Source organism: Mesorhizobium sp. CNPSo 4688, assembly GCF_057784295.1.
The window spans coordinates 434,683-447,356 of record NZ_JBWLUY010000001.1 but is presented as its reverse complement, the minus strand read 5'-3'; the positions used below and the strand labels follow the sequence as shown (position 1 = coordinate 447,356).

General features: G+C 62.9%; 15 protein-coding genes and 1 pseudogene. 6 read left to right on the top strand and 10 right to left on the bottom strand.

Translation table 11 applies throughout. The features are described 5' to 3' along the window. Positions 1-101: 101 nt before the first annotated feature. The 3 genes from rpsD (at position 102) to AC04SH_RS02310 (ending at position 2,581) form a co-directional block, all read left to right on the top strand. Positions 102-719: a 30S ribosomal protein S4 gene (gene rpsD, locus AC04SH_RS02320; RefSeq protein ID WP_013895883.1), complete on the top strand. Its 618-nt coding sequence runs from the start codon at positions 102-104 to the stop codon at positions 717-719. A 151-nt stretch (positions 720-870) separates the two neighbouring features. Continuing rightward, positions 871-1,764 (top strand): tRNA 2-thiocytidine(32) synthetase TtcA, encoded by an 894-nt coding sequence (ttcA, locus tag AC04SH_RS02315; RefSeq protein ID WP_477232758.1) that lies wholly within the window; start codon positions 871-873, stop codon positions 1,762-1,764. Further along, positions 1,754-2,581: an inositol monophosphatase family protein gene (locus AC04SH_RS02310; RefSeq protein WP_477232757.1), complete on the top strand. Its 828-nt coding sequence runs from the start codon at positions 1,754-1,756 to the stop codon at positions 2,579-2,581. The genes ttcA and AC04SH_RS02310 overlap by 11 nt, the downstream gene beginning before the upstream one ends. A gap of 55 nt (positions 2,582-2,636) precedes the next feature. Here the strand turns inward: AC04SH_RS02310 and AC04SH_RS02305 are convergent, their stop codons facing one another. Together AC04SH_RS02305 and grxD are read right to left on the bottom strand one after the other, a co-directional pair. Next, positions 2,637-3,905, bottom strand: coding sequence for a multidrug effflux MFS transporter (locus AC04SH_RS02305; protein WP_488573786.1), 1,269 nt, complete (start codon positions 3,903-3,905; stop codon positions 2,637-2,639). Positions 3,906-4,038: 133 nt separating this feature from the next. Continuing rightward, the gene (gene grxD, locus AC04SH_RS02300) at positions 4,039-4,374 is read right to left on the bottom strand and encodes a Grx4 family monothiol glutaredoxin (RefSeq protein ID WP_488573785.1); all 336 of its coding nucleotides are present in this window, start codon (positions 4,372-4,374) and stop codon (positions 4,039-4,041) included. Positions 4,375-4,474: 100 nt separating this feature from the next. Here grxD and AC04SH_RS02295 point away from each other — a divergent pair. Further along, positions 4,475-5,245: pseudogene (locus AC04SH_RS02295) on the top strand (phosphodiester glycosidase family protein); the annotation flags it as partial. A gap of 139 nt (positions 5,246-5,384) precedes the next feature. Here AC04SH_RS02295 and AC04SH_RS02290 read toward each other — a convergent pair. The 3 genes from AC04SH_RS02290 to purL all read right to left on the bottom strand — a co-directional run bounded on the left by AC04SH_RS02290 (position 5,385) and on the right by purL (position 8,480). Further along, positions 5,385-5,618: a BolA/IbaG family iron-sulfur metabolism protein gene (locus AC04SH_RS02290; protein ID WP_010909092.1), complete on the bottom strand. Its 234-nt coding sequence runs from the start codon at positions 5,616-5,618 to the stop codon at positions 5,385-5,387. A gap of 109 nt (positions 5,619-5,727) precedes the next feature. Then, entirely contained in the window at positions 5,728-6,252 is a 525-nt protein-coding gene (locus tag AC04SH_RS02285) for a hypothetical protein (protein WP_488573784.1), read from the bottom strand. Continuing rightward, entirely contained in the window at positions 6,249-8,480 is a 2,232-nt protein-coding gene (purL, locus tag AC04SH_RS02280; protein WP_488573783.1) for a phosphoribosylformylglycinamidine synthase subunit PurL, read from the bottom strand. Before purL ends, AC04SH_RS02285 begins: the two co-directional genes overlap by 4 nt. A gap of 189 nt (positions 8,481-8,669) precedes the next feature. Between purL and AC04SH_RS02275 the strand changes: the two genes are divergently transcribed. Beyond that, positions 8,670-8,834: a hypothetical protein gene (locus tag AC04SH_RS02275; RefSeq protein ID WP_185970361.1), complete on the top strand. Its 165-nt coding sequence runs from the start codon at positions 8,670-8,672 to the stop codon at positions 8,832-8,834. A gap of 40 nt (positions 8,835-8,874) precedes the next feature. Here the strand turns inward: AC04SH_RS02275 and AC04SH_RS02270 are convergent, their stop codons facing one another. Further along, the gene (locus AC04SH_RS02270) at positions 8,875-10,287 is read right to left on the bottom strand and encodes an aminotransferase-like domain-containing protein (RefSeq protein WP_488573782.1); all 1,413 of its coding nucleotides are present in this window, start codon (positions 10,285-10,287) and stop codon (positions 8,875-8,877) included. A gap of 93 nt (positions 10,288-10,380) precedes the next feature. On the opposite strand from AC04SH_RS02270, the gene AC04SH_RS02265 reads away from it, so the two are divergent. Then, positions 10,381-10,626, top strand: a complete 246-nt coding sequence (locus AC04SH_RS02265; protein ID WP_488573781.1) for a DUF1127 domain-containing protein — start codon at positions 10,381-10,383, stop codon at positions 10,624-10,626. 16 nt (positions 10,627-10,642) lie between these two features. Here the strand turns inward: AC04SH_RS02265 and AC04SH_RS02260 are convergent, their stop codons facing one another. From AC04SH_RS02260 to AC04SH_RS02245, 4 genes are read right to left on the bottom strand one after another with little or no spacing between them, the layout of a single operon-like run. Continuing rightward, positions 10,643-11,287 (bottom strand): Pr6Pr family membrane protein, encoded by a 645-nt coding sequence (locus AC04SH_RS02260; protein WP_488573780.1) that lies wholly within the window; start codon positions 11,285-11,287, stop codon positions 10,643-10,645. Positions 11,288-11,291: 4 nt separating this feature from the next. Further along, positions 11,292-11,702 carry a hypothetical protein gene (locus tag AC04SH_RS02255; protein WP_488573779.1) on the bottom strand — a complete coding sequence of 137 codons (411 nt, stop codon included), beginning with the start codon at positions 11,700-11,702 and terminating at the stop codon, positions 11,292-11,294. A 44-nt stretch (positions 11,703-11,746) separates the two neighbouring features. Further along, positions 11,747-12,415: a phosphoribosylformylglycinamidine synthase subunit PurQ gene (purQ, locus tag AC04SH_RS02250; RefSeq protein ID WP_181057214.1), complete on the bottom strand. Its 669-nt coding sequence runs from the start codon at positions 12,413-12,415 to the stop codon at positions 11,747-11,749. Then, a complete protein-coding gene (locus AC04SH_RS02245; RefSeq protein WP_488573778.1) occupies positions 12,412-12,609 on the bottom strand; it encodes a hypothetical protein in 198 nt (65 codons plus the stop codon). Before AC04SH_RS02245 ends, purQ begins: the two co-directional genes overlap by 4 nt. Positions 12,610-12,674 lie beyond the last annotated feature (65 nt).

Genomic DNA, 12,674 nt, shown 5'->3' with positions numbered 1-12,674 from the left:
TGGAAAACCCTGTCAGGTCTCGAAAACGGAGGCCAGAGGAGGGCGCGTTTCCTTCACCCGGACCATGAGGTTCCGGGTGGTTTGTTTTGAAAGGGAATGCGATGAGCAAGCGCGAATCCGCGAAGTACAAGATCGACCGCCGTCTCGGCGAAAACATATGGGGCCGCCCGAAGTCTCCGGTCAACAAGCGTGAATACGGCCCCGGCCAGCACGGCCAGCGCCGCAAGGGCAAGCTTTCCGACTTCGGCCTGCAGCTGCGCGCCAAGCAGAAGCTGAAGGGTCACTATGGCGACGTTTCGGAAAAGCAGTTCCGCAAGGTCTATGAAGAGGCTGACCGCCGCAAGGGCGACACCTCGGAGAACCTGATCGGCCTGCTCGAGTCGCGTCTGGATGCGGTTGTCTACCGCGCTAAGTTCGTGCCGACCATTTTCGCCGCCCGCCAGTTCGTCAACCACGGCCACGTCAACGTCAACGGCAAGCGCGTCAACATCGGCTCGTACCGCTGCAAGCCGGGCGACGTCGTCGAAGTGCGCGAAAAGTCGAAGCAGCTGGTCATCGTTCTGGAATCGGTCGGCCTCGCCGAACGCGACGTGCCGGACTACATCGAAGCCGATCACAACAAGATGGTCGCAACCTTCTCGCGTATCCCCGGCCTGGCCGACGTTCCGTTCGCCGTGCAGATGGAACCGAACCTGGTCGTCGAATTCTATTCGCGCTGATCGGCCTCACTGCCGCAGATATCGAAGGCCGCCTTTCGAGGCGGCCTTTTTCTTTGTGCATCGCGCTTTGCGAAGCATCGACCAAAAACCGATTTCGATTTTCGAGCCAATGCGCTAATCCGGGCGCAACAGGGATTTGGGCCGACGCGCCATGAACATGTTGCCAAACGCCGATCTGCTTGAACCGGTTGCCGATGCCGAAGGCGGTTTCCATCCGCTGTTCGCCGACGTGCCGTCCTCGGTCGAATTCAACAAACTGCGCAAGCGGCTGTTGCGGCTGACCCGCCAGGCGATCGAGGATTTCGCCATGGTCAGGCCCGGCGACCGCTGGCTGGTGGCGCTGTCCGGCGGCAAGGATTCCTACGGCCTGCTCGCCATGCTGCTCGATCTCAAATGGCGCGGGCTTTTGCCGGTCGACCTTCTGGCCTGCAATCTCGACCAGGGCCAGCCGAATTTCCCAAAGCACATCTTGCCGGATTATCTCGACGCGCACGGCATTGCCCATCGTATCGAGTACCAGGACACTTATTCGGTGGTCACCGACAAGCTGCCCCAGGGCAGCACCTATTGTTCGCTGTGCTCGCGGCTCAGGCGCGGCCATCTCTACCGCATCGCGCGCGAAGAGGGCTGTTCGGCGCTGGTGCTCGGCCACCATCGTGAGGACATCCTCGAAACCTTCTTCATGAACCTGTTCCATGGCGGCCGTCTCGCCGCCATGCCGCCAAAGCTGCTCAACGACGACGGCGACGTCATGGTGCTGAGGCCGCTGAGCTACTGCGCCGAGGCGGATCTGGAGAAATTCGCCGCCGCGATGAAATTCCCAATCATTCCCTGCGATCTCTGCGGCAGCCAGGAAGGCCTGCAGCGCAACGCCACCAAAGCGATGCTGGACGATATGGAAAAGCGCATGCCGGGCCGCAAGGATACGATGTTGCGCGCGCTGTCCAACACCAGGCCTTCGCATCTGCTCGACAGAAAACTGTTCGATTTCGCCGCCCTCAACGGCAGCCTCACCGCAGGACAAGACATTTCCGATGACATTTGACGACCGTGCGATCGACTGGCTGGCCGAGCTTCTCGCCGATGCAGCCAAAGCCGAAATCATGCCGCGCTTTCGCCGGCTGGGCGAGGGCGATGTCCGCCAGAAGACTTCGGCCGCCGATCTGGTGACCGAGGCCGACGTCAACGCCGAGCGGCTGATCACGGCAAAGCTGCGGGAGCGTTATCCCACGGCGATGATCGTCGGCGAGGAAGCCTGTTCCGACAATCCGGCGCTCCTCCAGGGGCTCGGCGATGCCGATCTCGCCTTCGTCGTCGACCCGGTCGACGGCACGTTCAACTTCGCCTCCGGCGTGCCGCTGTTCGGCGTCATGCTAAGCGTCGTGGTCAAGGGCGAGACCGTGGCCGGCATCATCCATGATCCCGTGGGCAAGGACTGGCTGATCGGCGCCAAGGGCGCCGGCAGCCACATCCGCCATGCGCATGGCACGTTGGAGAAAGTGCATGTCGCCGACGCCGTGCCGGTGTCGCAAATGACCGGTTCGGTTTCCTGGCAATATCTGGCCGAGCCGCAACGCTCGCTGCTGGCGCGCAACCAGACCAAGACGCTGTCGCAGTTCGGCTATCGCTGCGCGGCGCATGAATACCGGCTGCTGGCCAGCGGCCATGCGCATTTCGTCGTCTACAACAAGCTGATGCCGTGGGACCATCTGGTCGGCGTGCTGATCCATGCCGAGGCCGGTGGCTATACCGCGCGCATCGACGGCAGCGCGTATTTGCCGTCGCATGTCGAGGGTGGCATCCTCGTCGCGCCCGACAGGGAAAGCTGGCAGGAATTGCGCCGCGAACTCTGGGCGGAGTAGGATCAATTCCTGCTCTGGCGTTCAAGCCGCCAGGCTTGCGGCCTCCAGACCAAAATCAATGCAGGTCGGTGACGTGCCCTGAAATGGGTGGGTTGTGCGGCTGGAACATCTTGCCGCGCTCGGCGATGAGGATCATCAGCAGGGCCGCGACCGAGACGCTGCAGAAGCCGGCCGCCAGCGGCGTCACCGTGCCGTTGAAGGCCTGGCCGATCAGCGTGCCGAGAATGCCGCCGAGAAACGTCTGCATGAAACCCAGGATCGACGACGCGGTGCCGGCCAGTTGCCCGAGTGGCTCCATCGCAAGCGCGTTGAAATTGGCGCCCAACGCGCCGAACGGGATCATCGCGCTGGCGAAGAAGGTGATGAACAGCCAGAGCGGCATGTTCATCTCCAGCGAAACGGTGAGCCAGGCAAGGCTGATCACCAGGAACAGCAGCAGCGCGCTCTGCGACAGACGGCGCATGCCAATGCGGCCGACCAGACGCGAGTTGAGGTAATTCGAAAAAGCAAGAACGCCGGCGACACCGGCGAAGATGACCGGAAACATCTCGCCGACATGAAAAATGTCGACATAGATCTGCTGCGCCGAGGCAATGAAGCCGAACATGGCGGCGAAAATGAAGGTGCTGGCGAAGGCGTAGCAAAGCGCAATGCGGTTGGTGAGCACGATGCGGAAACCGCCGAGGACGGATGATACTGTCAACGGCCGGCGATATTCCGGATGCAGCGTTTCCGGCAGCCGCAGCAGCGACCACGCCGATACGACCAGCGCTCCGACCGCCATGGTGACGAAGATCCAGTGCCAGCTCGCGAACAGCATGATGAACTGGCCGATCCCCGGAGCAATCACCGGGATGGCCATGAACACCATGAAGATCAGCGACATCACCTCGGCCATGCGCCGGCCGTCGAACGTGTCGCGCACGATCGACACCGCGATGACGCGCGTAGCCGCAGCACCGATGCCTTGCACAAGCCGGCACAGCAGCAGGATGGCAAATGACGGGGCGATGGCGGCAGCCGCCGCCGCCACGACGTAGATCGCCAGCCCGACGACCAGCGGCGCGCGGCGCCCGAACCGGTCCGAGATCGGCCCGAAGAAAAGCTGTCCGCCGCCGAAGCCCAAGATGTAGGCGGTGATCACATATTGGCGGTGGTTTTCATTTTCGACGCCGAGCGTGGCGCCGATCTGCTGCAGCGCCGGCAGCATGATGTCGATGGCCAGCGAGTTCAACGCCATCAGCGCCGCGCACAGCGCGATGAATTCCCAGCGCGGAATAGGCAAGTTGCTTGCCTGTTGCGGCGCTTGTAACTGCTGGTCCACGGCGAGTCCGATCTTCAAAACGAATATGCGCCGGCATGCCGGCGCATTAATTCGTCCTCACCCCGAAAGGGGAGGTAACATTTTGCCGGGGCGGGGCTGCCCCGGTCTCAAGCCAGAATCAGGCGCCCCAGAATCAGGCGGGAGCTTTGACGCTGAGGCCCTTTTCGACGAGGAACGTCTGCAGTTCGCCCGCCTGGAACATTTCGCGGATAATGTCGCAACCACCGACGAATTCGCCCTTGACGTAGAGCTGCGGGATCGTCGGCCAGTTCGAGTATTCCTTGATGCCCTGGCGCAGTTCGGCCGAGGTCAGCACGTCGACGCCCTTATAGTCGGCGCCGATGTAATCGAGGATCTGCACCACCTGGCCGGAAAACCCGCACTGCGGAAAACCGGGCGTGCCCTTCATGAAAAGGACGACGTCGTTGCCCTTCACTTCGCTGTCGATGTAGTCGTTGATGCCGCTCATGGAATATCCTTTCACGCCTGTGGGAGTCAGGCTCGAAGCATAGCCATCAAATAAACCCATAGATGGGCCGAAACAAGATGTTTGCGCCGCTGCCGCGGAAATGGCGCAAAGGATCGCCTGTCTTGGGCCAAGCATCCCGCCCGATTGCAGCCTCCGGAAGATGATGAAAAAACGACGTGGCGCCGCCCTTCTGATCGCCATCCTGGTGGCGGCGACAGCCATTATCTGGAGGCCGAGACGCCCGGAGCCGCCGCCACCGCTGGTTATCGGCGGCGAATTGCCCGCACCCTGTCGGAATGTCGCTTTCGAGGCCGTGAGCTATGTCGTCTGCGACATCGATCTTCGAGCCGACAGCATCGAAGTTTTCCATGCCGGTGCCGACGGCAAGCCCTTCGGCTCGCTGGAGGCCTTTGACAAGGCGGTTGCCGGCGAGGGCAGGCCGGTGCTGCTCGCCATGAATGGCGGCATGTATCATGAGGATTTGTCGCCGGTCGGCCTCTTGGTCGAAGGCGGCGTTGAAAAGTCGCCGCTCAACCTTGCCGATGCTGACGGCAATTTCTTCCTGAAGCCGAACGGCGTCTTTCTGGTTGGCAAGGACGGCAAGGCCGCGGTCATGGAAAGCAGCGCCTATGCCGCCGCAAAGCCCGATGTAGCCTTCGCCACGCAGTCAGGTCCAATGCTGGTGATCGACGGCGCACTTCATCCGCGCTTCGAAGTGAATGGCACCTCCCGCTACATCCGCAATGGCGTCGGCGTGCGCGACGAAAACACAGTGGTGCTGGCCGTTTCGCGCTCGGAAGTGAGTCTCGGCAGCTTCGCGCGGCTGTTCCGCGACGGGCTTGGCTGCCGCAACGCGCTGTTTCTCGACGGCGCGGTCTCGGCATTGTCGGATGGAAAGAGAATGATCGTCGGCGGTAAGTATCCGGCCGGGCCGATCATTTCAGTGTCGGCGAAGCCGATCACGTCCGTTTCGGCCAGGCAGGCCGCCGACGCAGTAAGCGAGCCTGGTTTCAGTCCGGCACGCTGGTCTGCAGGGCCAGCGCGTGCAGCACGCCGCCCATATTGCCTTTCAGCGCGTCATAGACCATCTGGTGCTGCTGGACGCGGCTCTTTCCCCGGAAGCTCTCGGCCACCACCTCGGCCGCATAGTGATCGCCGTCGCCGGCGAGGTCGCGGATCGTCACCTTGGCGTCCGGAATGCCGTCCTTGATCAGTTTTTCGATGTCGTGGGCATCCATTGCCATGGCAAAATCCTGTTCTGGGCGGCTAGGCAGCTTTTACGAGTGTGACTCGGGGGGTAACCCTAAAGCCTTTCTGGCTCGGGTTGAAGTCGTTCCGTCGGTGACGCAGTGTCTAAGGGCCATCCTGCCGCGGGTGGACCACACCATCCTCGGTGATGTCATCGCGGGTCGAGAACCCCCGGCCAAGGCTGAAGGTCAGGACATAGAGCGGAATGTTGATCACCAGGCTGACGAGGGGAAGATAGCTGGTCATCTGCCACAATGGCGAGAAGAATGGCTGGCCGTTGCCGTCGCAGGCCAGCGACGAGCCATATTCCCACAGCGCCCCTATGACCACTGCGACAATAAAAAGCTTGATGCAGGTGACGACATGTCTTGCTCGCGCCGGGTCCGGCAAAAGCCGGATCCAAAGCACCAGGCAGATGATCGGAACCGCATAAAGGAGGTTCTGCAGGACCAGCATCGGAAGCGCGCCGTTGGCCGCCTCAAGGAACTGCTCGCGCCTTTCCAGCAGCGGACAGACCTCGCTTGAGGTCGTCGACAGCAGGAAAAAGACGAACGGGCCGAGGAACCAGAAGAAGAACAGCGACGGCCAGAAGACGACAGCGATCAGCGTCCGGGCAGCCAGTCTGCTCAACTGGCCTTGTCCATGAAGCGCGGGAACCAGCCTTCATAGGCGGCGGTCAATTCGCTGACCGGGATCGCCCTGGCATCGCCGAGTTTCAGCTCGCGCCCGCCGGTCGAGCCGATCCATGGCGCAAAAATGCCGAGCTTGCTCTGCTCCTCGCGGATGGCGTCCCATTCCTTGCTCTGCGGATCCAGCGACAGCGTCAGGAGGTAGCGGCCCTGGTCTTCTCCGAACCAGACCGGGATCGGATCGGTGCCGGCAAGGCCGGGAATTGTAGCGCCGATACCGGATGCCATCGCCATTTCGGCCAGCGCCACGGCAAGGCCGCCATCGGAAAGGTCATGCGCCGCGGTCACCACGCCCGACGCGATCAGCGCACGCACATGGTCGCCGACGCGCTTTTCATGCGCGAGATCGACGGGTGGTGGCGGCCCGTCGGTACGGCCATGAATGTCTCTGAAATAGGCGGACTGGCCGAGATGGCTGCCCCATGTCGCCGGCGCGCCGACCAGCACGATCATCTGGCCCTCGGCGGCAAAGCCGATGCGCGTCATCTTCGACCAGTCGGCGATCAGCCCGACGCCGCCTATGGTCGGTGTCGGCAGGATACCCTGGCCGTTGGTCTCGTTGTAGAGCGAGACATTGCCCGACACGATCGGGAAGCCGAGCGCCCGGCAGGCATCGCCAATGCCTTTCACCGCGCCGACCAGCTGACCCATGATCTCGGGCCGCTCCGGATTGCCGAAATTGAGGTTGTCGGTCGCCGCCAGCGGCAGCGCGCCGGTGGCGGTCAGATTGCGCCAGCACTCGGCCACCGCCTGCTTGCCGCCCTCATAGGGATCGGCCTCGCAATAGCGTGGTGTGACGTCGGAGGAGAAGGCGAGCGCCTTGGTCGCATGGCCCTCGACGCGTACCACGCCGGCGTCGCCGCCCGGCAGCTGCAGCGAATTGCCCTGGATCAGCGTGTCATACTGCTCCCATACCCAGCGGCGGGAGGACAGGTCCGGCCCGCCGAGCAGCTTCAGCAGCGCGTCGGCGACATCGGCCTTCGGCGCATCGCCGGCCGCCAATGCCGCCGGCTTCTTCGGCTCGACCCACGGGCGGTCATATTCCGGCGCCTTGTCGCCAAGGTCCTTGATCGGCAGATTGGCGACCTCGTCGCCCTGATGGATGACGCGAAAACGCAGATCATCGGTAGTCTTGCCGACGATGGCGAAGTCGAGGCCCCATTTGTGGAAAATCGCTTCGGCTTCCTTTTCCTTCTCGGGGCGCAGCACCATCAGCATGCGCTCCTGGCTTTCCGACAGCATCATCTCATAGGCGCTCATGCGCTCTTCGCGCACCGGCACCTGGTCGAGCTGAAGCTCGATTCCGAGATCGCCCTTGGCACCCATTTCGACCGCCGAACAGGTGAGGCCGGCCGCACCCATGTCCTGGATGGCGATGACCGCACCCGACGCCATCAGCTCGAGGCATGCTTCCAGCAGGCATTTTTCGGTGAAGGGATCGCCGACCTGCACGGTCGGGCGCTTCTCGTCGATCTTGTCGTCGAACTCGGCCGAGGCCATGGTGGCGCCGCCGACGCCATCGCGTCCGGTCTTGGCGCCGAGATAGACGACGGGCAGGCCGACGCCCTTGGCCTCCGACAGGAAGATCGCATCGGTCTTGGCAAGACCTGCGGCAAAGGCGTTGACCAGGATGTTGCCGTTGTAGCGAGCGTCGAAATTGACCTCGCCGCCAACGGTCGGGACGCCGAAGGCATTGCCGTAGCCGCCGACGCCGGAAACCACGCCGGAGACCAGATGTCGCGTCTTGGGATGGTCCGGCGCGCCGAAGCGCAGTGCGTTCATCGCCGCGATCGGCCGCGCGCCCATGGTGAAGACGTCGCGCAAGATGCCGCCGACGCCGGTCGCCGCCCCTTGGTAGGGCTCGATATAGGAGGGGTGGTTATGGCTCTCCATCTTGAAGACGACGCAGTCGCCGTCGCCGATATCGACCACGCCGGCATTCTCGCCGGGACCCTGGATGACCTGTGGCCCGGTGGTGGGCAGCGTGCGCAGCCACTTCTTCGAGGATTTATAGGAGCAGTGTTCGTTCCACATCGCCGAGAAGATGCCGAGTTCGGTAAAGCTCGGCTCGCGCCCGACCAGATCGAGGATGCGTTGGTATTCGTCGGGCTTCAGCCCGTGCGCGGCAATGAGTTCCGGAGTGATCGGCACGGAATTGGAAATGGTCATGGGCAGCGATTGGTATCCGTGGGAGAGGGGGATTTCTGAGTCCCCTCTTATCGCAAGCTTTGGCGCGATACACCCCCATCCGCTGACGAAAAACGCCGGAAAGCCACAAGGCGAGGGGCAGCGGGACGTCGTAGGGGAACGCTATGGCATCCCGGCCGTTAGGTCTCCAATCAATCAGGAGATCTGGATATGGCCACCAAGCAAGGCAAGAAAGACAATCGCCTCTCGGACAAGGAAGCTATGCATCTTGCCGAGATCACCGACGTTTCGCCGCAACAAGCCAAGGACCTGGCCGAGAAGCACGGCAAGGAAAAGGGCGCGAAGGAAGCCAAAAACTTCAAGGCAGAGGGCTGACCGAGGCCAGGGCCGCGAGCACCAGTTAAGCCTCAACGGGTCAGGAAGACCTGTCGTAGCCGGCGCGGCCTTCCTCCAGCAGCCGCCGGATCACCGCGACGCCGCCGGCAATGTCCTCGCGCCGCCTTGGCTGCGAAACGCCGAAACGAACACCGTGGAAAACCTGCTCGGAGCGTCCGGCTTTGAATTCGTCCTCGTCGTCGAGGAGCACGCCATTTTCGAGGCATGCACTACGGAAGGTGCCGGACAGCCAGGGGTCGGGCAGGGTGAGCCAGACGAAGGGCACGCTGTCGTGTGACTTGAAGGCGAAGCCAGCCAAAGTCTCGCGCACGATGGCGATGCGGGCGGCGATTTCGGCGATACTGCGCCGGCGGATATCGCCGGCTTGCCCGGACAGCACCAGCCGCGCATTCACCTCCGCCAGCAGGAACGGCATGCCGCCGGTCATCATCTTGTGGGCGACGCGGATGCGATGGCGATAGGCGGGCGGGCAGGAGAGCCAGCCGCCGCGGACGCCGGCGGCGACCGATTTCGACAGGCCGCCGGCAACGATGGTGCGCTCGGGCGCATATTCGGCGATGAGCGGCGTCGGATCCTCGGTCAGACCGCCATAGAGATCGTCCTCGATGAGGATGACATTGTACTCGCGCGCGACGCGCGCGATCGCCTCCCGGCGCGAAACCGAAAGGATCGCCAGCGTCGGGTTCTGCACCGTCGGCATCAGGAAGATCATTTTCGGGTGCTTTTGCGCACAGACGCGTTCGAAATCCTCGGGATCGAGGCCTTCCTCGTCAGATGCCACCAGCGCAACGCGCCGCCCGATCAGCCCGGCGCTGCGGGCGATCTGCGAATAGGTGAGGTGCTCGAAGGCGACATAGTCGCCGGGCGTGGTCAGCGCCGCTATCGCCCCCATGACGGCGGCATGGGTGCCGAGCGTGGGAACGATGGTCTCGGCCGCCGGGCGGAACGAATTGCGCGACAGCCAGCGCGCGCCGGCCTCGAACCAACGCTCCGGGAAATCCCTGGTGTAGCTGGAAATCTCGTGCGGATGATCCTGCACCGTGCGCAACAGCATGTCGGCGACAATGGCGCCCTGGCCGATGTCGGGCGCGGCCGTGCTGTCGAAGCGCAGCTTGCCGGGCGGCGCATCGACATAGCGCGTGCCTTGCACGGTGGGCTCGGCGAATTCGGGGCTCACCGCTTCCGATTGCTGGGCCAGAACATAGGTTCCGCGCCCGACCTCGCCGCTGACCAGACCGCGCTCGCGCAGCAACTGATAAGCCCGGCCGATCGTGCCGACCGTGGTGCCGATGTCATAGGCGAGATCGCGCTGCGGCGGCAATTTTGCCCCGGCGTCGATGATGCCCTTGTCGATGTCCGACTCAATGCTGTCGGCAAGGCGCTGATAGAGCGGGCCGGAACCGGTGGTGAGGTCAGGAAGCCAATTTGTCATGGTGACAATTTTGTATATTGCACCGAATTGGGAGTCAATACATATCAGCGCCGTACAGAAATGGGTACAATTTGCAACCTTGGCAGAAAGACAATGGATACATCAGAGACAATCCGCTGCGCGGGCATTGAACTGGTCGGGCCGCGCCCGTCGGACCGGCGAGGCTTTGTCAGCCGCGTGGTCTATGTCGTCAGGTCGCTGGCGCGATGGATCGACGCGCTGATCGAGCGCCGTCGCGGCCGCTTGGCCCTGCTGGAAATGACCGACGAGCAGCTTAAAGATATCGGTGTGTCGCGTTGCGACGCCTACCGCGAAGGGATCCGGCGCTTCTGGGACTGACCTGGGACCGTTCCAGTCAGCGACGGACGCCCGGTGCCCTGAGGCGTGAGACGCCCTTGTCGGCAAGCACGGCGAGGATGCACAGCACCAGAAAAACCCCGGTGACGGCCAGCGCCGCAAGCGCGACGCTGGCCGCGCCGTTTTTCGCAACGTCGAGGAACGGGTAGGGCACTTCGCCCGCGATCGGGGCGCGGGCCAGCGCATAGGCGAGATAGGCGATCGGATAGGTCATCCACCAGGAGATGTCGCTCCAGCGTGTCCTGCCGTCGGCGCCTGCCACCAGCCACCACAGCACGAACAGCACCGGCGTCACATAGTGCAGCAGCACGTCGCAGAATAGAAACAGGCCCTGCGGCTGCCAGAGCTGCGCCAGAACCGTGGCATAGACGATGAAGACCAGCGCGATGGAAACCGCGACGCCTGCACGCATCCGCGGTCCGGCAAAGGCGGGCAGCCAGGCATAGCCGCTGGGTGACAGCAGCGAGGTGTGGACCAGCACCGCACCGATGTTGGTCAGGATGGTGAAGAAGCTGAACAGAAAGATGATCGAGCCGAGAAAACTGCGGCCGGCTTCCATCGACGCCGGGATGGTGATGCAGGCTTGCAGGACAAGCCCGCCCAGACCAATGACCAATCCCGCCATCTGCAGGAAGCGGCCCATGGCGTCAGGCGGCCGCGCTACAGGACGGATTGCCTGTCTGCCAGCGCGCAATGTCGGAGCCGATGCGAGCGCCGAGCGGATCGTCCATCAGCGGACCGAACACGTCGATGCGGCTGGAATTGCCGTGCGCCTGCACGACCAGCAAGGGCTTGCCGCCATAATGCTTGGCAGGAACCAGCAGGAAGCGCGGCGTGCCGCTGAACGAGTTCAGCTCATTGGCCATTTGATACGACTTGAAGGCGGGATCCTTGCTGGCAATCCAGCATTTGTGGGCCGATATCGCCACCTGTTCCATGGCGAGCAGCGAAGCGCTTTTGCCCACCGGCGCCGGCGCGCTCTTCGGGCTGGATTGGCAGGATGCCAACGCCAAGCCGGCGGCGATCAGGAGAGCCATCCGGGCAATCGTCAGTCTCATGGTCAGCCGCCCCCGCGCTTTGAAAGGAATTTCGAAAAAAGATATCAGGCGGCGATGCCGAGCGCGCCTTCGAACAGCGCGCGGCCATCGCTTCCGCCATGCGCGGCCTCGATCAGGTTTTCCGGATGCGGCATCAGGCCGAGCACATTGCCCTTTTCGCTGATGATTCCGGCAATGTCGTTGATCGAGCCGTTGGGATTGGTGCCCTCGGCATAGCGGAACACCACCTGTCCCTCGCCCTCGAGGCGCGCAAGCGTGTCGGCATCGGCAAAATAATTGCCGTCATGATGCGCCACCGGCGTTCGGATGATCTGACCCGGCTGGTAGCGGCGGGTGAACATGGTGTTGGCGTTGGCGATCTCGAGCTTCACCTGCCGGCAGACGAATTTCAGCGAGGAATTGCGCATCAGCGCGCCGGGCAGCAGGCCGGCCTCGACCAGGATCTGGAAGCCGTTGCACACACCGATGACCATGACGCCCTTTGCCGCCTTTTCCGCCACCGCCCGCATGACAGGCATGCGCGCGGCAATGGCGCCGCAGCGCAGATAGTCGCCAAAGGAGAAGCCGCCGGGGATGGCGATCAGGTCGACATCGGGGATTTCGGTATCGGTCTGCCAGACGGTCGCCGGCGCCTGTCCCGAAATCTTGGTCAATGCGGCGATCATGTCGCGGTCGCGATTGAGACCGGGGAGAAGAACGACAGCTGATTTCATTTCGGTTCGTAAGGCCTCTGATTTTCGGCTAGCTCTCGCAATTCGAGGCGCTGCTCAATCCGTTCAAGACGTTGATCGATGCGACCGGTTATCGCGTAGATGTTGCTGACATCCGTTTGCGTGCTCAAAGCCTGCAGCCGGATCGCAACAATCTCTTGCTTAACTTCGCCTAGACCATTCTCAAGCCGATCCATCCTTGAATGGATTTTCTTGAGGAGTCGTACATCAGCTCATTCGTGACTTCAGGCATCCGAGCCCC